Origin of the sequence: Marinobacter sp. NFXS11 (genome assembly GCF_040148675.1) — a bacterium.
In the GTDB taxonomy this organism is placed as follows: domain Bacteria; phylum Pseudomonadota; class Gammaproteobacteria; order Pseudomonadales; family Oleiphilaceae; genus Marinobacter.
Genome location: NZ_JAGDDV010000001.1, coordinates 1,469,074 through 1,491,240 on the forward strand (window position 1 = coordinate 1,469,074; position 22,167 = coordinate 1,491,240).

Here is a 22,167-nt window from a genome sequence, read left to right on the forward strand (position 1 = left end):
ATCACATGAACGCAATCAACAAGTTCTTTCTCGTTTTCTCTGTAATCGCTTTCTCTGCATTCGCACAGGCCGAGGGTGTCAGCCAGGAAGATATCGAGCGTGGAAACAATCCAGCGATCGAAACAGTCGATCTTGGTATCAGCAACTAAGCTGATCACAACGAAAAGGGGCGGTCATCATGACCGCCCCTTTTTTATGCCTGTGACCCGTCCAACAATTGTCGCCCATCGGAAAGCATTAAATTGAGCGGCAGAACGCCGCTCTTCAGGTGAAAGATACCAGTACCAGTAGCCCGAAAAACACACTGATCACGGTCGCCACTCCGGACAGGTCTTCAGCGCCAGCGCCGCTTGTTACCCAGCGCCTTAACGCCTTCAGAAAACGCGTGGGCGTGTAGATATTTTTGCGGTAATTGCTCTGGTAATAATGTTGAAGAAACAGTGGCATAGATTCACTATCGAAGCGATGCCAGAGCTTCAGAACACCAAGAATATCCTTGCGGCAGGCCCAGCTCTGGACAGATGATGGCAGCCAACTCAAGGGGATAGCTGAGCCAAAATCAATGATTGCAGGGTCGCCGCGTCCCGACACCAGAATGTTTCCGGAATTGCCGAGGTCCATGTGGGCAACCCCATGCTGGTGCAGGGTCTTCACATCACTGAAAAGTCGTGAGAAAAAGTTGTGCGGTACCCCCTTGCCCGCCGCAATTTCCTTCACCGGCCTTCCCTCTATCAGACGATAATGGATGGTAGGCGAAGGGTCTGATGGCCGGCTGACTTGATCAGGCGTGAAATCCAGGTGCTCGACTTTTCTCAGCATCCTGAATTCGTGGGACGCGAGAAACCGGAAGTAATTCCCGAGCAGGCCCCGGGAGAATCTGAAAGCCTTGTAGACGTGCCGGTTGCCGCTGTTGTCGGCGTTTACAGAGATGATTGGCTTGTACCATTTCTGGTCAGCGGCATCGGTAATTGCAGCAGGCTGCCAGCTGGAACCCATCGACGGGCAGTTCGTTTGGCCGTTCATTCCCCCTCCCAACTCCAAGATATGCAGATTATTGGGCAAGCTGGCCGGATCAATCCTGGTTTAACCAAGCCCTTGCCGATGCCGCAACTCGCGACATCTGCAGAGGATTATTGGAAGTTTTCGGGAGGCTGAATAATTCCGTTGCGGTATCTTTGTCATCATGAAAAATGATGACTGCACTTTTACTCGTTTCAGGCGATGGCTTTTACCGCCGAATGGCCACAGGGCGAGTTGGTCATAATGTCATGCCAGCGCTCGCGAAGGAGCCGCTCCACGTGGTTTCGCAACCAGACAATTCCGGGATCACGGTCGTGGCGGGTGTGCCAGATGAGATACAGACTGGTCGGGTCTACTTCGAAGGGCAACTGCCCCATCCAGAGCCCATCCACGAAGCCACAGTCCTGGCTGATCAGTTCGGGTACCGCTGCAATGAGGTTCGAATCCCTGAGAACCTGGGGAACGATCGAAAAATGGTTGACCGTCGCTGCAATGCGTCTGCTCTGGCCCTTCTGATCAAGGTAGCTATCCACGAAACCGTGCGCATCGCCCGACATCGTCACAAGCAGGTGCCGCGCGTTGAGAAATTCATCCATTGTGATTGACCGGCCCGCAAGCGGGTGGTCCGCGCGCATCGCCAGTACATAACCACCCTCGAACAGCCATGTGCTCCGCAGACTGCGGTCGTGTTGATTCAGCATACCCACAGCCAGATCAACATGGGCTTCCCGTAAGTCGTCGTAGGTTCCCTCCGGCGTGTAGGGAACAGCGTGTACATCCACGCCCGGCGCCTCCCGCTCGAGAAGTTCAATCAGCTGACGCCAGATCATTTCAACAATCACATCCGTTACCGCGATTCGGAATCTCCGCTTGGAAGTAGCCGGATCGAACTGCGTTGCACTGACCGCATTGGTGAGCGCATACATGTGATCGCCAACTTGGTCCCACAGACTCAGGGCATAGGATGTCGGTTCAATGTTTCGGCCTTTGCGCACGAACAGCGGGTCGTTCCAGATCTGACGCATTCTCGAAATCGCATTGGACACAGCCGGCTGAGTCATGGCGAGCCGATCTGCTGCACGGGTGACTGATCGCTCAGTCATAATGGCATCGAAGATGTACAACAGCTGGAGTTCTTGCGTTTTCATTCAACGTTCCTGGTCAGAAGAAGCCTCCCGTTCGGGAGGCTTTGGATGTGCGCTATAGGTGTCCTTTTACAAATGCCCTTAGCTCGCTCAGACTGCCAGCCCCTGTCTTCTGGGCAATAACACCGCCGTCCTGGAACAGTGAAAGGGTCGGGATACCCCGGATACGCATTTTGGCAGTAATGTCCGGGCTGTCATCCACGTTCACTTTGGCAATGGTCAGTTGCTCACCAAACTCTTCTGCGATTTCCTCAAGCATAGGCCCGACCGTCTTGCATGGGCCGCACCAGGGTGCCCAGAAGTCCACCAGTACTGGGCGATCACTCTTAACAACCGCTTGCTCAAAATTTACATCTGTTACTTCAATCATGTTGCTCATCGGCAAACCTCCTCTATACAAAAACTTGCTTCAAACACTGAAGCCTTCTGCCAGTGAAAACCAATTGCAGGACTGTATAAGCTCTATTTTCTGTGATGATGATTCCGTACCTGGCCCTCACAGTCGCTTGCTAAATACCAGCCCACCCCACGCAAGCGTGCGATTTCCTGTGCCGGATTTGATTTCCGAACTCTGAACACGCAGGACATAACTCAGTTCGGTGCCCGCAAAGAAGCTGTGGGTATACCCAGCCCAGACCTCTGCCAAAAGAATGTTTAGCTCGTTGGCATCCAGTTCATGGTCCGAATCCCGGAATTGGCCCTGCAAGAAGGCGTTGAAGGCGCGGGCTTTGACTGACATTCCGCCCCAGAAATAGTTTTCCCGTCCACCAGGAGCTGACACCCCGGGCGCGCGCTCACCGTAAGCCATCAATTCAGGGTTAAAGCGGTTATCGGGTGAAGAGATCAGGCCATCCCTGAAAACCAGGGCCGCACCAAACTCAGTCAGGTATCCGACCGATCCGAAATACGTCACTTTGAACTGCCGATTCGGCTGGCTGGCATCCAGGTATTGGTGGTAGGCAGCCGAGTAGCGGAAAGTCGGCTCTCCGCCATTGGAAATCTGGTTACCCCAGCCGTTTGCACGGTCGCTACCGACAACCTTGTGAACTGCATTCTGGCCGGATTTAAAAACATCCAGTCCCAGCACGCCCACAGTCGTCGATGTCGTCCAACCCGATTTTGCGCCTAGGGCCTGGTAGCTCTGGCTCGAGGATACGTAGACCAAGCTGCTGTACGGACGATCGTTCCGGTCGATGGCCGACTCCTTGATTTCCTCCGGGGTGAAGCCATAAACACCAAACTCAATTGCAGCACTCTGTGGTTTTTCAACCTGTCCCCCCAGGTAGGGCAGCACATACCCGTCCAGCCCCTGAGTGATACTCGAAACCGGGTTATTTATAAATCCCTCTGAATTAGAGGAATAAGTAATGGCCACACCAGCGGTGTAATCGCGATCTGTCTGCGTTGGCGCAAAGAGATCGTTATCCGTAGACAGAGCTATTACCGAGTCGGAGGACTCGGCGTGCGCGGTAAAAGCCAATATGGAGACCGCAAGGAACGGTGCAAAAAAACGAGAATTCATAGCCAACTCCGAAAAATGTGTCGGTAAAGTTGGCTGCTATTTTTCGGTTGGCTGGCACTCAGGACTAATTAAGCGTCGGTATTCAAAACATCATCAATGCTTATGAATAAGTAATTCTACGGGCATTTTCTTTACTCTCCAGGCTAAAGCCCATCACCCTAAATGATGTATTGCATACCGTTTGGGAATTATTCCTCGCCAATCTTCAGCTCCATAATTCGCTGCATCTGATATCGAGTCGGTTGGCGACTCCGGTATTAGCATCAACCCATCGAACTTTGGAGAAAATGTTATGCGTAAATTTGTATTGATCACTCTGGCTTCACTTTTTGCCGCCACCGCCCTGCCCGCAAACGCTACCCTGGCAGACCGTAAATCCGATGAGCCCCGCTCCGAACAGGCTCAGCCCGCTCCTTACAGCGGCCAGATTGTGATTCGTGGTGAAATTCAGGATCGCGACGCCAAGAACGATACTGCCGAGCCGGCCCCGTACAGCGGTCAGATTGTTATCCGCGGCCAAGTGCAGCCTGAAAACCACGGCTGAATTCTAGATGTTTCATTTGCGTCTTGGCGCCAGGGACGGTGCGTTTTAAGCATGTCTACAGATCAACTGTTAAATCGAATGTCCGCCACATCGACAACGTTCCCGGAAACATCAACGTTTGATATCGTTGAGCTATCAAACTCCAACAACACTTCAATCTCACTTGGCCTCCCGCAGAAACGCCCCTGAAAGATCGTGAGTGGATTCCTCTGCATCAGACCTTGCCGAAATAAATAAACTGCCGCAGGCCCTGCAGCGCTTCCGGTAGCAATATCTTCAACCTTGCCAGCATTGTCCCAGGTTCGCCCTTCAAAGGTTCCTGTATCCAGCACATAGATGAATTTTGCTCCGTATGAAGCCAGCAGAGAACTCAGGTCCGGGACGTTGAACTTGATAGCATCCAGATGTCCGTTAACCGGCAGAATGAGGTATGGAAGACCGGTAGTGATTACTTCTGCCGGATACGGCACGCCAGCCTCTGGCGATAAACTCAAAGCCTCGTAGAACCCTGCGGCCTCATCATAAGACAGGGTCTTGAGATGCACCGGTTTGCCTTGGGACATGGAGGCTCTAAAGGCTCCGTCGTCTTCCCAACGACTCGACAGGGTCACCTCTCTCCCATTCAAATCAATCTGCCATTCTTGGGACTCCGTCGCTGAGCCATGTAATTGGTGCAGGTGATATGCAAGCCCCAACAAAGGGTGTCCTGCAAACTCCAGTTCCTCTTCCATAGTAAAAATTCTGGCTGACCAGCCCCCGGGACTTCCACTGAGAAATATCGATTCAAACTGTCGCATTTCCTGGGTAAGCATGAGCATTTCCTGCTCGTTCAGCGGTTCAAAATCGTAGAAAATTGTGAGTCCGTTTCCATGAAATTTCTGGTTGGCGAAGACGTCCACTAATCGGCATTTCATAATTGGATACCTCGGGGGATTGAATTCGTAGTGGGTCTTGTTCGCTCAGACATTGCGCCGCCCTGCTCGTGTGAACGTAAACAGAGAGCTCAGGAATACCCAGCCAAATCCAAGAACACCGACGTTGATGCCAAAGGCCGTTTTCTCGCTCCCATCCGGGTGTACCATCGATCCGCCATAGACGTCTTGTAAAGCAAAGGCTGCAAGAAATCCTCCGGTGACCAAAAGCGCGATCAGGCTCGCTTTACCTCTTCCTTCCGGAGTAAACCATGTAAGCCACAATGCGATAACTCCGAGTGATGAATTGGTGAACAGTTGCCACACCTCGTGCAATCGCGCATGAGCCACCCAGGCCGGGTTAAATACATGGCTGTCGTTGATCTCAAGATAGGGAACAACAGCCGCGTAAAGTAAAACACCAATGGTTAACAGCACCTTATCCAGCATTTCTCACCTCAATTCGACAATGTTAGTTTTGTTTAAAGGCTCAGAGTAAACCCGGTCACCAGGCGGCTCTCTTCGCGGTACCGGCCAAAAGCGCCGGACCGATCACCGAAAAACAGGTCGGCACCCACTCTCAGGACCACGTTGGTGGATGCGGTGTACTCGGCCTCCAGTTGAACCAGTGAATCTTCTTTATCCAGGTCGTATATGCTCAAGGCCTCCAACCTGAGCGCGTTATTCATTGCCTCGTGCCTGATCAACAAAGTGATCTGCTCATTTGAACGGGTGTCTTCGCCGGTGCTGGCAAAACGATAGGTCTGGAAAAACTGTGAGCTGATGAACCAGTCAGTCAACCCACTGTAATCCAGGCCGATAACGTAAGAGCCGATCTCTGTATCTGTTGTTTGGCCGGTCACGGAGTCCTGAAAACGCTTCTTGCTCTCCACCCCGACTTCGCTTCGAAAAGTGATATCCCCGAACGGTTTTGACGCGGTGCCGCCGACCAGGTGCGAGCGGTTATAGTCCGCTACCACCCGTTGATCAGAACTATCGATCCGGATCAGTGGATCATCAATCGTGTGATACAGGTAGTTCAGCGATAGATCCCAGCCATCCCGAAAGCTGGAGAACTTCACCCCCAAATCACTGTCTTTCAACGATTCAGGGCGATCGACCTGCAGGCGCCCGCCTCCATAAAGACCCGGAATCAACGAATAAGTGGCCCCCGGCAAGGTACTTTCCGTCACCGTGGCATCCGGAACCCACACCAACTGGGCCGTCCAGGTATCCAGCGGAAACTCGACGAGTGCGGACCAGAGCGGAATCCGACGGTGTTCTATATCGGGCAGGATGAACTCCCGATAGCTCAGTGGGTTGATAACATCAAGTACTCGCAAGCCGTCGGCCTGCCCCCACACAATCTGCTGTTTGCCCAAACGTACAAAGGCGTCACCAGCGTAGTGATCCAGAAAAAACTCTCTCAGCTCAAGATCAACATGATCACTGGGAAAACCTTTCTCTGTATTCCGTGCACGAAAGGGTTGATCCGGCCGGCCAGGGTCCAGCTCATCCTTTGCATCAAGACGCCCTTCCCCAAGGAGCGTGAGCCGCATTCCTGAATCAAAACGCATCACCCATTCCGGACGCCACACGATTTCCTGTTTCTGCCAGCTCCCGGTCTCGTAAGCATAGGCCGCCCCCACGTCGACGAGAGAAGAATGCTGAACATCCAGCGCCGAGACGGGCGTGCTGACCAGCAACCAGGCGATCGCGATCCCTGAATATCGTAGCCGCTTCATGTCAGTAACCCCGCTTCAGCGCGTTCTGCTCGAACAATCGTGGCGGAACGGATGCCTCGTAATCGGTGTTCTCGAACTGAATGCGGGTGCTGTGGCCGGTTTTGCGGTTGGTTGCCTTGATGTCAGTGATGGCCCAGATTTCGTCAATGTTTTCTATGGCTCTGGCACGCACCGTCTTGAGAAAATTTCCGTTTACATCCCAATATTCCGTCAGCCGTGGAATCCATAGTGTGGAGTCAATCCGCAGCAGTACTCGTCCATATCCCAGAGCCTTACTTACCTCAGGATCAACCGGAGTTGCCTCGACTTTCCAGGCGTGATGACCGTCTACTTCCTCTTCGCCGATCAGCAAGAACTCGTAATCCTCGGCAGCGATTTTGCTCTCTTTTTTGATCTCCTCGTAGGTGAAGTCTGTGCCCAGAAAGTAATCCCCGCGGTCAGAAGCAGAAATTCTGCGCACCTTCCTCAAGGCGGGAAGGTAAAGCCACTGATCGTCGTCTCTCTCCTGTTCGGCATAGTCCCAGGTCAGGAATGCGGTACCTGCTACAGTTCCCGGGTGGGTGTAGAAGATGACGGTCTTCTTGGTTTCTCCGAAATAACGGCGGAACGCTCGCGTATGCTCTTCACGGGTGTTACCTCGGCGGTCTGTCATTGTGATGAACATATCTCGCTGAACAGCGACACCCTCAGGGCGGTTGTTCATCTTTTGAATAATCTCATCCGCGGTGGGAGGGTTTTCATCAGCTAACGCTTTGCTGGTCATCGCACCCACCGCTAGAAGGGCTAGCAAAATCACTCCGGTTTTCCAGAAGCTTCCGTTTTCGCCCAGCATGAATGCTGGGCGAAAAACCAGAGTAAAGGCCGGGAGCAAAATCAGGCTGGCGACAAACGCAACCGATACAGACAAGGCCACCAACATGCCAAAGTTAACCAGCGGAGGGACCTGGCTGGTCATCAAAACGCCAAACCCGAGTGCAACCGCCAAGAGATTGAACCAGAGTGCCCGCCCGGTAGATTCAAAAACACTGGTGATGCGCTCTGAGTTGCTCATGTTGCCGGGCTTGGACATCACTTCGCGGAGCCGATCAATCGTATGAATGGCAAAATCGACACTCAAACCAATCGCGATGGCCGCAAACATGGATGTTCCCACACCGAGCCAAATGCCCTTTATGCCCATCACGGCGTAGATCACCAGAATGGACAAACCGACCGGAATCGCCGCCATCAGACCGCCCATAATTGACCGAAAAAGCAGAGCGGCCATCAGGAACACCGCCAGGAAGGACACGATGACGCTGTTAAAGTGCGTTTCAGCAATGCCATCAATCCAGTGGTAATCGACATTGATCCGGCCGCTTATTTGCGCGCTCACTTCGCCATCGAACTTGGAAGCAAGGTGACTCTCCAACCTTGGGATCAGAGACCGGCTAACCTGGTATGAGCCTGTCTTCAGGTTTGCCCTCACCAGTGCCGTTTTCCGCCGGGAATCCACTCGCTCTTCGAAATCGGTAGGATCGCCAGACGCTGTATAGAGCAGAAAGAGCTGGGCAATCAGGTTTCTGTCATCAGGCAAGCGGTAGAATGCCGGATCGTCTTCATTGACGGCCTTGTACATCTGTTTGATGTAATCAGCGATAGAGGTGGTTCCATGAATCTCCGGCTGCTGCTCTAAAAAGCCCTGCAATTCGCTGATAGCTCTCAGAACGGATGGATCATAGATGCCCTCCGAATCAGGGGTCTCGATCACGACATCAAGGTAGTAGGTGCCGTTCATCGACGCATTGATCATCTTGTCAGCAACGTAGATGGGTTCATGCGGCTGAAAATTCTCAATTCGCTCTTCATTGACCACCACGTTAGCAGCGCCGATGACGGCCAGGGCTGCAATCACAGCCCCGGACAGAAGAACCTTCTTCGGGTGGTTTAGCGCAATATGACCAAGCACACCCGCCAGGATTTGCTTTGAGAAAGCACTGCGCTGGCGCCGAAAAAGACGACTCGGCCGGGTGCGGAAAAAAGACAGGAGTGCGGGCGTAACGAATAGCGTCAGAATGCCGGCAATCGAAACGGCGAAAGCACCGAAGATGCCGAAGTACTGAAGTGGCGGCATGTCGTTGGTGGGATACAGCGCAAGGAATCCCGCTGCTGTGGTCAGAGTTGTTAGAAAGACCGGGCGCCACATGCGGGCCATTGCCAGGGCAATTGCATCGATCTCGGATAGCGCCGGATCCGCAGCTTGGACCTCGTAATACTCGGAAAAAATATGAATGGAATCTGCAACTGCAATTCCAATCATGCAAACGATCAGGCCATTGGTAATGACATAAAACTCAGCGCCGGCGACTGCCATGGCCCCAAGTGTTCCTGCCACGGTTCCAGCGACAATCAGATTGGGAATAATGGCTGCCCGGGCGGTGAAGAACGCAGCAATCAGTACAATGGCAATGATGAGTCCGGCTAGCGGATTCAACCGTTTGGCGTCGCGGTCTATGTATTCAGACAGGTAACCCGCGATGGCTCCCTCGCCTGCCACATGGATTTCATTTTCTCCTGCCGGTGCTTCCTCGACTAGCTGCATCACAGCCCGATAGGTCGTTTCCGCCTTTTCCTGGTCCAACAGTTCAGCGATGATTAACGTCATTGAACCGTCGCCAGCTACGAGACTTCCTTCGTAAAGGGGGAAACTCTCTATGCTCGTTTTAATCCACTGGATGTGGCCTTCATCCAGCGGCCCGTCCAGGAATTCCCGGACCTGCATTCCATAGGTGTCTCCCTGGATATTGGACTCAGTAGCGAGACTGGTTATGCCCTGTGGATCTATGTTCGGCACAGAGATCAGGCGGTCGCTCAGCCAGTTCACCACTTCAAGGCTTTTCGGGTTGTAGATCCCGTGGGGTCCTGTGTTCTGTATCGCTATAACCAGGGGATCCTTGAGGTTAAAGATATCCTCAACAGCTCGCCTGTAGACGAGAGCTGGTTTATCGGCATCAATAAAGGCGTCAGCTTGGGTGTTCTTCTTCAGTTCCCCCAACTGACTTCCAAGACTGCCAATAACCAGCAATGCCAGAATCAGCGAGATCCAGCGATAACGAATCAGCTTCTTAAAAAAGCTAAACGCCGTTGAACGATGCTCTTGATGTTCAGCCATTACGATCCCCTTTCCAAGATGTATCTACACTTCATAAGTTAATAAAAAAGACACTGCTACGTCCGCTCGTTTTCCAGTATTCACGCAGGTGTTCGGGCTAAGGCCTGAACGGTGTGTGGGCAAAGTCGACAATTTCGCGGACCACTTCAGGATTTTGCAGAAGCCGGCTATGCCCGTATCCCGATGTATGGGTCAAACGGCTTCGCGGAAAAACCTCATGCAGCGCTCTGGACTCGGCGACAGGAACCTCTGAATCCAGTTCATCATGAATCAACAACACGGGTGCCTCGATTGAGGGAGCCAGCGTAATCAGATCCAATCGATTAACATTCAACCCCACCGTTTCTTCCATATCGCGAACGAAAAGACGTTTGCTCCGCGCACCAAGATTCACAAACCGGGCGAATCGGCTCAGCACGCCTTCAATCGTTGCCGGCCCAGAAACCAGAACCAGACGCTCGAAACAACTTCTCGTGGATTGGGCATAAACCAGCGCAGCGGCACCGAGTGAGTGACCGACTCCAATATCAAAAGCCCCACCAACGTATTCATGCGCTGCGAAGACTGCTTCGATGAAGCGCCCCGGATGAGATTCGGTGGCTTGGGACTCTCCGTGGCCGGCCGGATGCAGGGCATAAATGGTGTATTCGCCGGGATCAATCTCACTCATTAGATCCTTGAATTGCCCGACCCAACCTGACCAGCCATGCAAGAACAAGATTTTCTTTGGGCCGTTCCCGGTGATCGACAGCAAACCGTCATTGCTTAGCGGCACGACTTTCTCAAATAACTCTCGGGATGAAGCCCGTCGTTCTGCCTTTATTCGGGGACTTGTCATGAGTTCGACGGCTTTCAAGGCCGCCCTGGATGGCAATATTCGGCTGTAAACGCCAAAAATTGCCTGGAAAATATTAAGAGAAAGGTTCATGCCCCGTTTCCTCATTTTGGTGGCCATTGACTAATCGACACAGGAACACCCCTTCCGATATCGAATCGATTTATATAAAGTGTATATACATCTCTATGGGGGTTGCAAGCGTTTGTTGATTGTTTTTTGAGCACGCCCAACCGATTCGTCAAACAGATGGACAACTATTCCAACCGTCCTGCCGCCTCAACTCTGGCCAAAGAACAGAAAATTGCAGGCACATTCATTACGAAGGAGACAGACCATGTCCGTCAGTTCGCAAACCACATCGTTCTCTCTGTACCACTTTCGCTCATGCCCTTTCTGCGCATACACCCGCTCTGCGATGAAGCACATCGACATCGAGGTGGAAGAGCGGGACATCGCCAGAAACCCTGCCTACCGAGCGGAGTTGATCAAAGGTGGCGGTCGAGCCCAGGTTCCATGTCTGAGAATCGAATCCAACGAAGAAGTTAGTTGGCTGTATGAATCCCAGGATATCGTCCACTACCTGCAGCGCCATGCAGCCCAGGCGGCTGATCACGAACAAACCTTGTGAACGATCCTCAAAACGTACAGGAGAGTGAAAATGCTCAAACGAAAAGTTGATGTTGCCATCATTGGCACGGGCACAGCCGGTATGGGTGCCTATCGCGAAGTTCGCAAACATACCAACAGCATCGCACTGATTGAGGGAAGCCACTATGGCACCACTTGCGCGCGTGTCGGCTGTATGCCCAGCAAACTTTTGATTGCCGCCGCAGAAGCCGCACACGGCGCAAAGCACGCGGGGATTTTCGGACTCAATGTTCCGACGGTTGAAACTGACGGTGCGGCGGTTATGGATCGGGTAAAAAGAGAGCGCGACCGTTTCGTCGGGTTTGTTGTCGAAGATGTCGACGAGTTTGATGATAGCCACAAGGTCCGTGGATATGCCCGATTCGTGGACTCCCATCGTTTACTGATTGATAACGGTCTTGAAATCACTGCCGACCGAATCGTTATTGCAACAGGTTCCAGACCGTTCATTCCTGAAGCACTTGAGGGCGCCGGTAACCGCCTGCTCGTTAACGACGATGTATTCGAACTGGAGCACCTTCCGACATCCGTACTTGTTGTCGGGGCCGGTGTTATCGGTCTGGAATTGGGACAGGCTCTAAGCCGGCTCAACGTTAACGTTACGATGCTGTCGCGGAACGACTCGATTGGTGGAATTGCTGACTCCGAAATCCGGAAAATTGCGGCGGATACTTTCCGGTCCGAATTTGATCTGGTCCTTCACGCGGAAGTCCTCGCAGCAAAAGAAACCCTGAACGGCGTGCAGGTAACCTACCGGACGTCCGGAGGCATCGTTCACACAGTAGTGGTTGACTATGTTCTGGCGGCAACCGGTCGCACTCCGAACACTGACAAACTCGGCCTCGAGAATACCGGCATTGCCCTGGACGCCCGCGGCGTTCCTGACTCCGATCGGTTCACCATGCAGACCAGTGCACCGCACATCTTTATTGCAGGTGACGCTAACAATGAGCTGCCCTTATTGCATGAGGCCTCAGATGAAGGGCGTATTGCGGGCAGCAACGCGGGAACCTTTCCCACTGTGGAAGCCGGCCATCGACGTGCCGGGCTGGGCGTCGTCTTTTCAGACCCGCAAATTGCCAGTGTGGGCAAACGAGCGCACGAACTGCTGCCATACACCTTCATCACTGGGAAGGTCAGCTTTCACAATCAGGGAAGAAGCCGCGTAATGGCCAAAAACCAGGGCATGCTGAACATCTATGCAGACAAGCACACCGGCATTCTACTGGGCGCAGAAATGTTTGGGCCGGCAGCGGAGCATATTGGTCACCTCCTGGCCTGGGCCGTGCAGCAGTCTCTTACGGTAAGCGAGATACTCGGGATGCCTTTCTATCACCCGGTCATTGAAGAAGGTGTTCGCACCGCTTTCCGAGATGCTGCAGAACAGCTCAAAAGAACACAACGTGAGGAGGCGCCCCATGCAGTTGCTTGAATTGTTCAGACGGTACCACATACAGGCGGCAAAGATTGCCCTTGTAGTCGGTACGATTCTATTGCTGATCAACCAGCATGATGCGCTGTTCGGATACCAGGAAATACAATGGCTGCCGGCAGTTTTGACCTACTGCGTTCCGTTCTGCGTTTTCATGCTCGGGAAGCTGTCCAGCGAGCGGGATTGCCAGAAATCCTCCGGGCTCAATGTGCCCGTTTCAAGGTATCGTTAACCATCTGGATTTCGCCGCGCTGTATCTCAGTGCGGCGAAATCATCCTTGAGGCAATCGCCTTCGCCTTCAGTGCCGCGTCCAGATCGCCTTCAACGTGCGCCTTAACAATGGCACCCTCTTTCAATAAAAACAGCGCGTTAGCCAATTCTTCTGCATCAGTTACTGAAGTGCAGATTTCCAGAGAATGCCGCTTCAGGAGCTCGAAAACACGGGTCTTGTGAGCCGCGCATCTTTTGTGTACCGGGTGCTCGGGATCACTGTACTCACCGCAGGTATTGATAAAGAAGCAACCATAGAAACGATGCAGTGTTGGTACGCGGTTATTAAACCAATCGTGAACTGCATCAAACATCTCCATAAGAGCCTCTCTCCCCGCCGGCCGACTGTTCATTCGCGACTCCAGCCATTGGAAAAACAGCTTGTCTCGGTGCTCGACGGCAGCCTCTACCAGCTTGTCCTTGCTCTCGAAATGGTTGTAGAGGGTTTGCTTTGCTACGCCCGACTCCTGCAGCACCTGGTTGATACCGATTGCATGGATCCCATGCTCGTAGAACAGTCGCAATGCCGTATCGATCAAATCCTGTCTTCGCCCCATTTGCAGACCTCCGTTTTTTTCATTGAATATATCTTGACCAATTTAGACAGATCTGTCTAGAATTAAAAATAGACCGACCTGTCTACTTCAAGAAATACCTCGGGCGTTATTAACAGGGTGTTTTTTGACTGGTGTTGTTGTCGGTTCCATTTACGAACCACCAGCGAACACGGCACGGAGAAGAGCACGATGGACATTCAAATCAAAACCACCCGAAAGGCGCCCGTGTTTGGGCATGAAGCTGATTTGATAGATGGCTTGCAGACCGGGCACCCACAAGCCTTTGCGGAAGCTTACCGGAGATATCATCCAGTGATGCTGAGGGTTGCGGCCAAGTACACTTCTGCGGCCATGGCCGATGATATCGCCCAGGAGGCCTGGATGGCGGCAATTGGAGCCATTGGTTCTTTCGAGGGCCGTTCGTCACTCAAGACCTGGCTGTGCCGGATTGTCACCAATAAAGCCTTCAACACGTATCGGGAAAACCGTAAGGAATTTCCTGCCACGCCAAGCCTCGCCCTGTTATCAGACAGCTCACCGGACAACCAATTTAATGGCGCCGCCGGGCATCTTAGCGAACCGGAGCTGGCTACCCAGACTGCAAAGGTTCAGGAACGCATTCGCGTTGAAATGAAGAATATGAACCGGGATCACGCCAACGCGATTCTGCTCAAGGGCATGAGCCCACTCACCGGCTCGCAGGTTTCTGATGTGCTCGAGATTTCCCACGGAAACCTGCGAGTCATCCTGCACCGTGCACGAAATGAACTGGCCGCCCTGCTCTAATCCAGGCGGCCTGTTCACTATGTTTTGCTAAAACTGGAGAACGCTTATGAGTACCCAACGTCCACCACTACCTCCGTTTACCCGGGAAAGTGCCATTGAAAAGGTCCGCCTTGCCGAAGATGGTTGGAACAGCCGGGACCCGGCGAAGGTTGCCCTCGCCTACACAGCGGACACCCGCTGGCGCAACCGGTCGGAGTTCGCCAATGGCCGCGAACAGGTCGAGGAATTTCTTACCCGTAAATGGAATCGTGAACTGGATTACCGCCTTATCAAGGAGCTCTGGGCCTATACCGACAACCGGATTGCCGTGCGCTATGCCTACGAGTGGCACGACGACAGCGGGAACTGGTTTCGGTCCTATGGAAATGAAAATTGGGAGTTCGATGCTGACGGACTCATGCAGAGACGTTTTGCATGCATCAACGACACTCCGATCAAAGAATCAGATCGGCTGTTCCATTGGTCCCTCGGTCGCCGACCGGATGATCACCCCAGCCTCAGTGACCTGGGTCTCTGATCTCTAACTGATTCAGGAGATAACACATGTCTGCTCTCACCCAAGGCACGCACCACATAGGCCTGACCGTATCCAAACTCGAAGAAAGTGCTGTCTTTTTTACTCAGCTTCTGGGTTGGAAAGAAGTGTTCCGTAAGCCCTCATACCCTGCCATTTTCGTCAGTGATGGCTCGATAATGCTGACCTTGTGGCAGGTTAAATCCAATCATCGCGTGGAGTTCGACCGTAGATCTAATGTCGGTCTTCATCATCTGGCTCTGGAGGTGGCAAATGAGGAAACGCTTCAGCAGATCCACCAGAGAGTTTCTGATTCAGGCCTTCGAATCGAGTTTCCTCCAGAGGACGTCGGCGACGGGCCTTCCAGGCATATGATGTGCTACGAGCCCAGCGGAATTCGCATCGAATTTTTCTGCAAGGGCTCTTAGCAATAGCCTATAAGGGCGGACCGGTCATCGTTCTCATTAAGCGCACCGGACCGCCCAGCTCCTGGCAAAGCTGACCAAAAATTCCTCCAAATCAACTCCTCCAGACATCCTGCCGAGTTTTCAGCACGATTCGCCGCCTCCCCGGCTTTGAAAAGCACTAGATTAGAGCCCTCAACGACTCGATCCACCTCTGTATAAGGGTAAACGTCATGGACAAAACGATCTCGGGGCTGGCGGCAGTGATCAGCGCGGCCTTTCTTTTCTCGGCAACAGCTCATGGCTCCGCAGGTCATGCTCCGATTATCAAACAGGTAACGGATCGTGGGCTGAAGGTTGTCTCTTCCTTCAAGGCCGTTGATGGTATGACCGGCTATATACTCGATTCGAACGGTTCTCCGGTCACTCTGTACGTTACCCGAGACGGAGAGCATGCATTTGTTGGAACGCTGATCGATAAGAAAGGTTCAAATCTCTCTGCTCCCAGAGTTCAAGAGCTTTTCCATGACGCAAAAAATCAACAGGCCTGGGCAGAGCTTGAAAACAGCCATTGGATTCAGGACGGTGATCCGAACGCAGAAACCGTGGTTTACGCCTTCGTAGACCCAAACTGCCCATATTGTCACAGGTTCCGGACAGCCGCCTTGCCATGGATTAACGAGGGCAAAGTTCAAATCAGGCATATCGTAGTCGGAGTGCTTGCCAGCGACAGTGTCGCGAAAGCTTCGACAATCCTTGGTTCGAAAAAGCCCCACGGCGCGTACATCAAGAACTTTGAGACCTTCAGAAGTGGAGGCATTGTGCCGGTACACGATGCTTCAGAGCGTGGCAAAGCCCAGGTTGAAACCAATAATCGCCTGATGTCGGAACTTGGCGTTAGCGCCACCCCCGGTATCTATTACAAAGATGGCAGCGGCAATGTGAGGATGCGGCTTGGTCTGCCGCCAGAGAGTGAGCTTAATCGCATCATGAATCCTTGAAGCTCAAGGGACGACTCGCCGGACTGGCAGTCGTCCCTTTTTAAGGTCTTCAAAGGAGCGCAGCGCCATCAGTCTTTCCGTGGGCCAAGAAACGTAGTGGTTTCCGTGATTAGAGCCCCTTTTCCATTCAGCGTACTGATCTCAAATACTATGTCGTTGGGGCCAGCATCGAGGGAAGTCGATGGCAAGGCTACGGAGAACGGAATCTCGATCTTCTCACCTGCTTCCACCACCACACCTCCGGGACCTGTGGTTGAGAATTCTTCAACACCGCCAACCTCGACCACCAGGTATCTCGGGCTGCTGTCTTTGTTGGTAAGCTTGAGCAAATAACTATTTTCAATGTTGCCCTCGCTTGTATAGCGATACATACCGCGGTCCCTTTCCACATCGAGGGTTACCAGTGGTCTGGACGCCACGCCCCAGGAAAATAGCGCAATCATCAATGCGAGGAACGCGAAATACCCCACCAGTCGTGGCCTCAACAGGTTTGTTTTTCCGCCCTTTAGTTCGCGCTCGCTTGCGTAACGCACCAGGCCGCGTTCATACCCCATCTTGTCCATAATCGAGTCGCATGCGTCTATGCACGCCGCGCATCCGATACACTCCATCTGCAAACCGTCGCGAATATCGATACCGGTCGGGCACACCTGGACGCACATCTGGCAGTCAATACAATCACCAAGCCCGCCTTCTGACAGCGCAGCGTCCTTTCTCCGCGACCCTCTCGGCTCACCTCGGGCGGCGTCATAGGAGATAACCAGGGAGTCCGCATCCACCATGGACGACTGAAACCGCCCATAGGGGCACATGTGAAAACAGACTTTTTCGCGTAACCAACCGGCATTCAGGTAAGTAGCCGTGGTAAAAAACAGGACCCAGAACACGGCCCAGCCGGATGCTTCCATGGCAAAAAGATCACTGACAAGATCCCGGATCGGCGTGAAATAGCCTACAAACGTTATTGCAGTTAGCAGACTGATAACCAACCAGAGCCCATGTTTGGAACCCCGGCGAGCGATCTTGCGCAGACTCAGAGGCGCGGCATCAAGCTTGATTCTTCTTGAGCGGTCCCCCTCTGTTAGTCGCTCTGCCCACAAGAAGACCCAGGTCCAAACGCTCTGGGGGCAGGCGTAGCCACACCATACCCGCCCGGCCAGCACGGTAAGAAAGAACAGACCGAAGGCACAAATCAGGAGGATTCCAGAAAGCAACACGAGGTCTTCTGGCCAGAACGTGGCTGAAAATATATGGAATTTCTTTTCGGAAAGGTCCCAGAGTACGGCCTGCCGGCCACCCCAGTTCAGCCAGGCTACGCCAAAATACAGGGCGAAGAGTACAAACCCGCCGGTTATCCTCAAACGGCGGTAAAGCCCAGAAAAGCTTCGCGGCTGAATTTTCTGTTCAGCCTCACGAGTTGTTGATGAAGATTCAATTTGCTTAACAGAGATCAGGCGACTCATTCGCTGCGCACCTTGCCACATTCGATCAGAAACGGATGGCACGAGGATAATCGCTCGCTTTAAATAGGGGCAGGACCACTTTTTTAATAAACAATAGGGACAGATAAGGAGTCTTCAGGACACCAGTTCGGATAACCGGTGCAAAGCGGCAATCCGGGCGCCATTCCAGGGATGGGCAAAACTGATTCTCAGGCAGTTTGAAAACTTTCCTGATACCGAAAAGAGGCTGCCAGGGGTGATGACAATGCCCTCTTTCAGCGTTTCGGCGTAAAGACTCAAGGTGTCGACCTCCGGAGGCAGCTCTACCCACAGGGCCAGGCCTCCATTCGGAGCCGTTGCACGCAAAGGCACCGGCCAGTCTCCCAGAAGAGTCAGCAAATGATCTCGCTGCTGGCGCAAACTTTGACGATAGCGCCGGAGGAAGGATGAGTAGCCACCCTCTGCAATAAAATCCGCCACTCCTTGTTGTAAAAACCGACTACTCGCCAACTGGGACGTCAGTTTGAGTTGCACGATTTGCTGGTGCCATCTTCCTCCCGACACCCACCCCAAACGGAGATCTCTCGAAAGCACCTTGGAAAAAGAGCTGCAATGGATGACCCGGTCAGATTCATCAATCGCTTTCAAAGTGTCGGGTACGTTTAACCAACCCGAATCGCCGTAAATGTCATCCTCAATAATGGCAAGCTGATGTTGGTCGGCTAGCGCGAGCAGCCGCACGCGGGTTTCATGAGGCATCACAGCGCCGGTCGGAGTAGCAAATGCCGGTGAAACCACGCAAGCTTTTACGTCCCAGGTCTGAAGAGTCTCCTCGAGCGTCTGTATATCCATACCACTGTTCGGCGATGCAGGTATCTCGACTACCTTGAGCTGAAGTTGTTCAAGTAACTGAAGAACTCCATAAAATCCCGGAGCTTCCACTGCAACCACATCACCGCGCTTGCAAACGGCCATCAAGGCCAGAAACAGGGACTGTTGGCAGCCAGATGTGATGCAGAATTGATCGGCATCAGCCGCCCACCCTCTTCGGGCTGATCGCAGGGCAAGCTGGGATCTCAGCTCAGGGTCACCAGCCGGCTCGTCATAGTATTGAAAGCTTGCCGATTGACGCCTCAGTGCCCGCCCGATCGACCGATTAAGTTGAACAATGCCTGGCAGCGTTACTTCGCTGCGGTGATCAGGGAGCAAATCAAAAGCAGCGCTTCGGGTCATGATGTCCTGAAACACCTGGCTCACCGAAACAGGTTTGGGTGCGGCGAGAGTCGAGGCTTGACAGGGAGTCTCGAATTCGCAATGACCAGGCGCAACGAAAAAGCCGCTGCGCTCTTCGGCCTGGACCAACCCTCGGGCCTCAAGTCGTTGCAGTGCATGCTGAACGGTAATCTTGGAAAAGCCGTGCTGGCGACAAAGTGTCCTGATTGAAGGGAGTCGTTCGCCAGGTTGCCAGCGGCCACTTTCAATACTCTGTCGCAGAGTATTCTCAAGTTTCTGGTATCGCGGCAATTCGACCGTCATTGTTTAATTCTTCTCCAAGGCACGTTCAAACGATTCATCTGAGTTACGAAAAGAGTACAAAACACTCCCTATCCCCGCATAAAAAAGCCGGGCTTGAGCCCGGCAAAATGAGTTTACTCTGAAAATCGCCAACAACTCACGCCAACTGCGATACCTTCTGTTTCAGACCGTCTATCCAGTTGGTCAGATCCTTCAGGGATTTAGACCCGGTTTCCTGGCCCATGAACTGATCTCGTCTCAGCAGAACCAGGGTCGGAATGGCCCTGACGCCAAATTTGGCGGCAAGATCATGTTTCTGGTCCACATCCACTTTTACCACTGCAGTTTCAGCGTTCAATTGACTGAACTGCTCCAGAACCGGGTTCATAACCTTGCACGGCGCACACCAGGGAGCCCAAAAATCCAGTAGGAGCCACTCGTGCCTGTTGGCAAGATCTCCCAGTTCGTCAAATGTATTCAGGTTTACGATCGGCACAGCGGATATCCTCCGGACAAAAACTTCAATTAAGAAAAAGGGCGTACTCGGCGAACACTATCGATGCGAGGGTGAATGCCGAATACGCCAAGGGGTGAACAATTCTGGATCAGGCTCTTCTCAAACGGTCGCCAATAAACTTATCCAGCGAGAACAGCCCGGGCCCACACATGGCTAAAGCCATCAGGATCAGGCCCCAGACCACGTGATACAGCTCGGCTGCCGGGGCGATCATTGCCAGGCTGATTACCGCAACAATGTTGATGACAAACAGCCCCAGGGAAGACACCAGCGAGAACAGGCCAAGGACGAGCAGGACGGGAAACACCAGTTCCCCGAATGTGGCCAGAAAGGCAGCCAACTCCGGGCTTAACAACGGCACGCTGTATTCCTCTTCAAACAAAAACAGCGTCGTTCCCCAGTCGTCAATCTTGGTGAGACCGGCTTTGAAGAACACCCATGCCACGTAGAGACGCCCAAGCAGCAGTGCAACAGGTAGCAGGCCTCGGACGATTCGCTGAACCGAATCGTTTAATGCGTAAAAACTGTAAGCTAAGGTTTTCATATCAATCTCCTATCAATAGATGGTTCTGGCACCAACGATGACTCTTTTTGAGATCATGTCCTGCAGCCAACCGGTAAAATTCGTTTCATTCAGAACACCTTCACCGAAGGCTTCGGCAATACTTGGCTGTTTTCTGAGACGCTCGAGCAGCGCAAGATCCTTTTCAGAAATGGCTTCTGCCATCCCTCGCCAACCCGCTCGATAAACCAGGGCGTTCTGGCCTCGGCCTTTGGCGATCATTCTTTTTGCTTGAGCAAAACTGAGTGTGTCTTGAGGGGTATGGCTTTTGTGTGCTTCCCATATGCCGACGATTGGATAAACGGACCTGAAAAACTGAAGCCCGCTATTGAGAATGAGCCGACAGGACGAAAGATTCTCTCCAATCGCAGAAAAGCTCTCGAAGTCCACATCTTGATACTGGCTACGCTCAACCTGCCCAATGTACTTGTCGAGTCGCGCCACATCGGAGAGATAGTGAATCCGATCTGAAATTCGATGCGAGATTATCCAGCTCGGAAATCCCCAGCCAAAATCGCTCCAGTCGCCGCTCTGTTTGCGGATCATTCTGAAGTAATCCAGGGCCAGTTCCTCAAAGGCCGCCGGTCCTATCAGTGCCTTCACCGTCGGATAACTGTGCTCAAGGGCCCGGACCGCCTTGGCCTCCACCCCGAATCGATACACCTCCGAATTGGGCAGCGCCTGTTCGTCGGTACCGCCGAACAGGAACGTCAGAAACTGGCTCTGGTAATCAGACAGGTTCATAGCTACGCTCCCTGCTCAACACACGGCGTTGAGCTTTTCTGGCTTTGGTGGCTTCCCCCAGAAGTTCGCGCCACGACGGGAGGTTGTTGTCCCATTCGATCAACGTGGGCCTTGGGCCGATCTCTCGAACCACTCGCCCATAGGCGTGCCACCCAGCCTCCGATACAGGGCAGGCATGGTCATCGATCAGTAGCGCTTCCCTATCCACGGGCGTAGAACCTGCAAGATGAATTTCCGCAATAGCGGCCTGATCGAGAGACGCAACGTAACGGTCAACAAAATCCGCCGGTTCGGCGACTTGCACATTACGGGCGTTCACCATCACGTTATTGATATCAAGGATTAAGCCGCAGCCCGTGCGGGCAACGATTTCACTGAGAAAAGCGGCCTCGTCGAAGTCACTGTGGTCAAACTCGATGTACGCACAGACGTTCTCCACCGAGATCTGGCGGCCCAGGGCCTGTTGCATTCGGTCAATGTTGTTCACCGCATGCCTGAGACTGTCTTCGGTGTAGGGGATGGGTAGAAGATCACCACCGTGAAAGAGGCGTCCACCAATCCTTGCCCAGGTAAAACACAGGTGGTCTGACACCAATATCGGGTTCACCCGGTCCACAAGACGTTTGAGTTGCTTGAGGTAATCGTCAGGGATAGCCTCAACGGACCCGAGGCCTGCCGACGTACCATGAAGGCTGATTGGCGTGCTGGCCGAAACCTCCTTCAACAGATCGACAGCGATTCCTGCCTCCGCGAAGAAATTCTCCGAGTGCACCTCAAGAAAATCTACCGAAGGGGCGTGTTCGAGAACGTCCTGATAGTGGTCTGGTCGTAACCCTACCCCAACAGTGCTGTTTCCGAGTTCCGGCCTGGCTGGGACTATTTCCTGACGATTACCCAT

Annotated in this window: 26 protein-coding genes and 1 pseudogene; 10 read left to right on the forward strand and 17 right to left on the reverse strand. The window is 53.0% G+C overall.

From position 1 onward, the window contains the following. Positions 1-5: 5 nt before the first annotated feature. Positions 6-149: a hypothetical protein gene (locus J3362_RS06840; protein ID WP_167539881.1), complete on the forward strand. Its 144-nt coding sequence runs from the start codon at positions 6-8 to the stop codon at positions 147-149. 115 nt (positions 150-264) lie between these two features. On the opposite strand, the gene J3362_RS06845 is transcribed toward J3362_RS06840, so the two are convergent. The 4 genes from J3362_RS06845 to J3362_RS06860 form a co-directional block, all read right to left on the reverse strand. Further along, positions 265-1,023 (reverse strand): BUD32 family EKC/KEOPS complex subunit, encoded by a 759-nt coding sequence (locus J3362_RS06845; protein ID WP_349518793.1) that lies wholly within the window; start codon positions 1,021-1,023, stop codon positions 265-267. 191 nt (positions 1,024-1,214) lie between these two features. After that, the gene (locus J3362_RS06850; protein ID WP_349518794.1) at positions 1,215-2,168 is read right to left on the reverse strand and encodes a LysR family transcriptional regulator; all 954 of its coding nucleotides are present in this window, start codon (positions 2,166-2,168) and stop codon (positions 1,215-1,217) included. Positions 2,169-2,220: 52 nt separating this feature from the next. Next, positions 2,221-2,544, reverse strand: a complete 324-nt coding sequence (gene trxA / locus J3362_RS06855) for a thioredoxin (RefSeq protein WP_349518796.1) — start codon at positions 2,542-2,544, stop codon at positions 2,221-2,223. A gap of 117 nt (positions 2,545-2,661) precedes the next feature. Then, positions 2,662-3,687, reverse strand: coding sequence for a lipid A-modifier LpxR family protein (locus tag J3362_RS06860; RefSeq protein ID WP_349518797.1), 1,026 nt, complete (start codon positions 3,685-3,687; stop codon positions 2,662-2,664). 292 nt (positions 3,688-3,979) lie between these two features. On the opposite strand from J3362_RS06860, the gene J3362_RS06865 reads away from it, so the two are divergent. Next, complete coding sequence (locus tag J3362_RS06865) at positions 3,980-4,231, forward strand: hypothetical protein (RefSeq protein WP_349518798.1); 252 nt, start codon at positions 3,980-3,982, stop codon at positions 4,229-4,231. A gap of 62 nt (positions 4,232-4,293) precedes the next feature. On the opposite strand, the gene J3362_RS06870 is transcribed toward J3362_RS06865, so the two are convergent. The 5 genes from J3362_RS06870 to J3362_RS06890 all read right to left on the reverse strand — a co-directional run bounded on the left by J3362_RS06870 (position 4,294) and on the right by J3362_RS06890 (position 10,966). Then, positions 4,294-5,145 (reverse strand): PhzF family phenazine biosynthesis protein, encoded by an 852-nt coding sequence (locus J3362_RS06870; protein ID WP_349518800.1) that lies wholly within the window; start codon positions 5,143-5,145, stop codon positions 4,294-4,296. A 45-nt stretch (positions 5,146-5,190) separates the two neighbouring features. Continuing rightward, positions 5,191-5,592: a hypothetical protein gene (locus J3362_RS06875; RefSeq protein ID WP_349518801.1), complete on the reverse strand. Its 402-nt coding sequence runs from the start codon at positions 5,590-5,592 to the stop codon at positions 5,191-5,193. A 32-nt stretch (positions 5,593-5,624) separates the two neighbouring features. Further along, complete coding sequence (locus J3362_RS06880) at positions 5,625-6,887, reverse strand: DUF1302 family protein (protein WP_349518803.1); 1,263 nt, start codon at positions 6,885-6,887, stop codon at positions 5,625-5,627. A gap of 1 nt (position 6,888) precedes the next feature. Continuing rightward, entirely contained in the window at positions 6,889-10,038 is a 3,150-nt protein-coding gene (locus J3362_RS06885; protein ID WP_349518804.1) for an outer membrane lipoprotein-sorting protein, read from the reverse strand. A gap of 97 nt (positions 10,039-10,135) precedes the next feature. Next, the gene (locus tag J3362_RS06890) at positions 10,136-10,966 is read right to left on the reverse strand and encodes an alpha/beta fold hydrolase (protein WP_349518805.1); all 831 of its coding nucleotides are present in this window, start codon (positions 10,964-10,966) and stop codon (positions 10,136-10,138) included. A 244-nt stretch (positions 10,967-11,210) separates the two neighbouring features. Here J3362_RS06890 and J3362_RS06895 point away from each other — a divergent pair, with 244 nt between their 5' ends. From J3362_RS06895 to nrtS, 3 genes are read left to right on the forward strand one after another with little or no spacing between them, the layout of a single operon-like run. Beyond that, positions 11,211-11,504 (forward strand): glutaredoxin family protein, encoded by a 294-nt coding sequence (locus J3362_RS06895; protein ID WP_349518806.1) that lies wholly within the window; start codon positions 11,211-11,213, stop codon positions 11,502-11,504. A gap of 30 nt (positions 11,505-11,534) precedes the next feature. Beyond that, positions 11,535-12,956: a dihydrolipoyl dehydrogenase gene (locus tag J3362_RS06900; protein WP_349518807.1), complete on the forward strand. Its 1,422-nt coding sequence runs from the start codon at positions 11,535-11,537 to the stop codon at positions 12,954-12,956. Next, complete coding sequence (nrtS, locus tag J3362_RS06905) at positions 12,943-13,188, forward strand: nitrate/nitrite transporter NrtS (protein ID WP_349518809.1); 246 nt, start codon at positions 12,943-12,945, stop codon at positions 13,186-13,188. Before J3362_RS06900 ends, nrtS begins: the two co-directional genes overlap by 14 nt. Before the next feature lie 26 nt (positions 13,189-13,214). Here the strand turns inward: nrtS and J3362_RS06910 are convergent, their stop codons facing one another. Next, positions 13,215-13,766 (reverse strand): TetR/AcrR family transcriptional regulator, encoded by a 552-nt coding sequence (locus tag J3362_RS06910; protein WP_349518810.1) that lies wholly within the window; start codon positions 13,764-13,766, stop codon positions 13,215-13,217. Positions 13,767-13,973: 207 nt separating this feature from the next. Between J3362_RS06910 and J3362_RS06915 the strand changes: the two genes are divergently transcribed. The 4 genes from J3362_RS06915 (at position 13,974) to dsbG (ending at position 16,489) form a co-directional block, all read left to right on the forward strand. Then, on the forward strand, positions 13,974-14,570 hold the full coding sequence (locus J3362_RS06915; RefSeq protein ID WP_349518811.1) for an RNA polymerase sigma factor: 597 nt from the start codon (positions 13,974-13,976) through the stop codon (positions 14,568-14,570). Positions 14,571-14,616: 46 nt separating this feature from the next. Continuing rightward, positions 14,617-15,087, forward strand: coding sequence for a nuclear transport factor 2 family protein (locus tag J3362_RS06920; RefSeq protein WP_349518812.1), 471 nt, complete (start codon positions 14,617-14,619; stop codon positions 15,085-15,087). A gap of 26 nt (positions 15,088-15,113) precedes the next feature. After that, positions 15,114-15,512 (forward strand): VOC family protein, encoded by a 399-nt coding sequence (locus tag J3362_RS06925; protein WP_148606968.1) that lies wholly within the window; start codon positions 15,114-15,116, stop codon positions 15,510-15,512. A gap of 239 nt (positions 15,513-15,751) precedes the next feature. After that, a complete protein-coding gene (dsbG, locus tag J3362_RS06930) occupies positions 15,752-16,489 on the forward strand; it encodes a thiol:disulfide interchange protein DsbG (protein WP_349518813.1) in 738 nt (245 codons plus the stop codon). Positions 16,490-16,557: 68 nt separating this feature from the next. On the opposite strand, the gene ccoG is transcribed toward dsbG, so the two are convergent. Further along, on the reverse strand, positions 16,558-17,952 hold the full coding sequence (gene ccoG, locus J3362_RS06935) for a cytochrome c oxidase accessory protein CcoG (protein WP_349518814.1): 1,395 nt from the start codon (positions 17,950-17,952) through the stop codon (positions 16,558-16,560). Positions 17,953-18,066: 114 nt separating this feature from the next. Further along, positions 18,067-19,179, reverse strand: coding sequence for an aminotransferase-like domain-containing protein (locus J3362_RS06940; protein ID WP_349519261.1), 1,113 nt, complete (start codon positions 19,177-19,179; stop codon positions 18,067-18,069). 66 nt (positions 19,180-19,245) lie between these two features. Between J3362_RS06940 and J3362_RS06945 the strand changes: the two genes are divergently transcribed. Next, positions 19,246-19,374 carry a hypothetical protein gene (locus J3362_RS06945; protein WP_349519271.1) on the forward strand — a complete coding sequence of 43 codons (129 nt, stop codon included), beginning with the start codon at positions 19,246-19,248 and terminating at the stop codon, positions 19,372-19,374. Here J3362_RS06945 and J3362_RS06950 read toward each other — a convergent pair. The 5 genes and pseudogenes from J3362_RS06950 to J3362_RS06970 all read right to left on the reverse strand — a co-directional run. Further along, a pseudogene (locus J3362_RS06950) lies at positions 19,318-19,467 on the reverse strand (GntR family transcriptional regulator); the annotation flags it as partial. The gene J3362_RS06945 and the pseudogene J3362_RS06950 sit on opposite strands and share 57 nt — an antisense overlap. A 136-nt stretch (positions 19,468-19,603) precedes the next feature. Further along, entirely contained in the window at positions 19,604-19,942 is a 339-nt protein-coding gene (locus J3362_RS06955) for a thioredoxin family protein (protein WP_349518815.1), read from the reverse strand. 109 nt (positions 19,943-20,051) lie between these two features. Next, on the reverse strand, positions 20,052-20,507 hold the full coding sequence (locus J3362_RS06960; RefSeq protein WP_349518816.1) for a DoxX family protein: 456 nt from the start codon (positions 20,505-20,507) through the stop codon (positions 20,052-20,054). A gap of 12 nt (positions 20,508-20,519) precedes the next feature. Then, positions 20,520-21,269, reverse strand: a complete 750-nt coding sequence (locus tag J3362_RS06965) for an HvfC/BufC family peptide modification chaperone (RefSeq protein ID WP_349518817.1) — start codon at positions 21,267-21,269, stop codon at positions 20,520-20,522. Continuing rightward, the gene (locus tag J3362_RS06970; protein ID WP_349518818.1) at positions 21,256-22,167 is read right to left on the reverse strand and encodes an MbnB/TglH/ChrH family RiPP precursor modification enzyme; all 912 of its coding nucleotides are present in this window, start codon (positions 22,165-22,167) and stop codon (positions 21,256-21,258) included. The genes J3362_RS06965 and J3362_RS06970 overlap by 14 nt, the downstream gene beginning before the upstream one ends.

What these genes read in the sequence shown, in the direction of transcription:
- ccoG (WP_349518814.1), bottom strand. Translation starts at nt 17,952, where the DNA reads ATGAGTCGCCTGATCTCTGTTAAGCAAATTGAATCTTCATCAACAACT.
- J3362_RS06915 (WP_349518811.1), top strand. Translation starts at nt 13,974, where the DNA reads ATGGACATTCAAATCAAAACCACCCGAAAGGCGCCCGTGTTTGGGCAT.
- J3362_RS06945 (WP_349519271.1), top strand. Translation starts at nt 19,246, where the DNA reads ATGACCAGGCGCAACGAAAAAGCCGCTGCGCTCTTCGGCCTGGACCAA.
- J3362_RS06960 (WP_349518816.1), bottom strand. Translation starts at nt 20,507, where the DNA reads ATGAAAACCTTAGCTTACAGTTTTTACGCATTAAACGATTCGGTTCAG.
- J3362_RS06920 (WP_349518812.1), top strand. Translation starts at nt 14,617, where the DNA reads ATGAGTACCCAACGTCCACCACTACCTCCGTTTACCCGGGAAAGTGCC.
- J3362_RS06875 (WP_349518801.1), bottom strand. Translation starts at nt 5,592, where the DNA reads ATGCTGGATAAGGTGCTGTTAACCATTGGTGTTTTACTTTACGCGGCT.
- J3362_RS06840 (WP_167539881.1), top strand. Translation starts at nt 6, where the DNA reads ATGAACGCAATCAACAAGTTCTTTCTCGTTTTCTCTGTAATCGCTTTC.
- J3362_RS06870 (WP_349518800.1), bottom strand. Translation starts at nt 5,145, where the DNA reads ATGAAATGCCGATTAGTGGACGTCTTCGCCAACCAGAAATTTCATGGA.
- J3362_RS06850 (WP_349518794.1), bottom strand. Translation starts at nt 2,168, where the DNA reads ATGAAAACGCAAGAACTCCAGCTGTTGTACATCTTCGATGCCATTATG.
- J3362_RS06890 (WP_349518805.1), bottom strand. Translation starts at nt 10,966, where the DNA reads ATGAACCTTTCTCTTAATATTTTCCAGGCAATTTTTGGCGTTTACAGC.
- J3362_RS06860 (WP_349518797.1), bottom strand. Translation starts at nt 3,687, where the DNA reads ATGAATTCTCGTTTTTTTGCACCGTTCCTTGCGGTCTCCATATTGGCT.
- J3362_RS06845 (WP_349518793.1), bottom strand. Translation starts at nt 1,023, where the DNA reads ATGAACGGCCAAACGAACTGCCCGTCGATGGGTTCCAGCTGGCAGCCT.
- J3362_RS06965 (WP_349518817.1), bottom strand. Translation starts at nt 21,269, where the DNA reads ATGAACCTGTCTGATTACCAGAGCCAGTTTCTGACGTTCCTGTTCGGC.
- J3362_RS06880 (WP_349518803.1), bottom strand. Translation starts at nt 6,887, where the DNA reads ATGAAGCGGCTACGATATTCAGGGATCGCGATCGCCTGGTTGCTGGTC.
- J3362_RS06865 (WP_349518798.1), top strand. Translation starts at nt 3,980, where the DNA reads ATGCGTAAATTTGTATTGATCACTCTGGCTTCACTTTTTGCCGCCACC.
- J3362_RS06900 (WP_349518807.1), top strand. Translation starts at nt 11,535, where the DNA reads ATGCTCAAACGAAAAGTTGATGTTGCCATCATTGGCACGGGCACAGCC.
- J3362_RS06970 (WP_349518818.1), bottom strand. Translation starts at nt 22,167, where the DNA reads ATGGGTAATCGTCAGGAAATAGTCCCAGCCAGGCCGGAACTCGGAAAC.
- J3362_RS06895 (WP_349518806.1), top strand. Translation starts at nt 11,211, where the DNA reads ATGTCCGTCAGTTCGCAAACCACATCGTTCTCTCTGTACCACTTTCGC.
- J3362_RS06925 (WP_148606968.1), top strand. Translation starts at nt 15,114, where the DNA reads ATGTCTGCTCTCACCCAAGGCACGCACCACATAGGCCTGACCGTATCC.
- trxA (WP_349518796.1), bottom strand. Translation starts at nt 2,544, where the DNA reads ATGAGCAACATGATTGAAGTAACAGATGTAAATTTTGAGCAAGCGGTT.
- J3362_RS06885 (WP_349518804.1), bottom strand. Translation starts at nt 10,038, where the DNA reads ATGGCTGAACATCAAGAGCATCGTTCAACGGCGTTTAGCTTTTTTAAG.
- nrtS (WP_349518809.1), top strand. Translation starts at nt 12,943, where the DNA reads ATGCAGTTGCTTGAATTGTTCAGACGGTACCACATACAGGCGGCAAAG.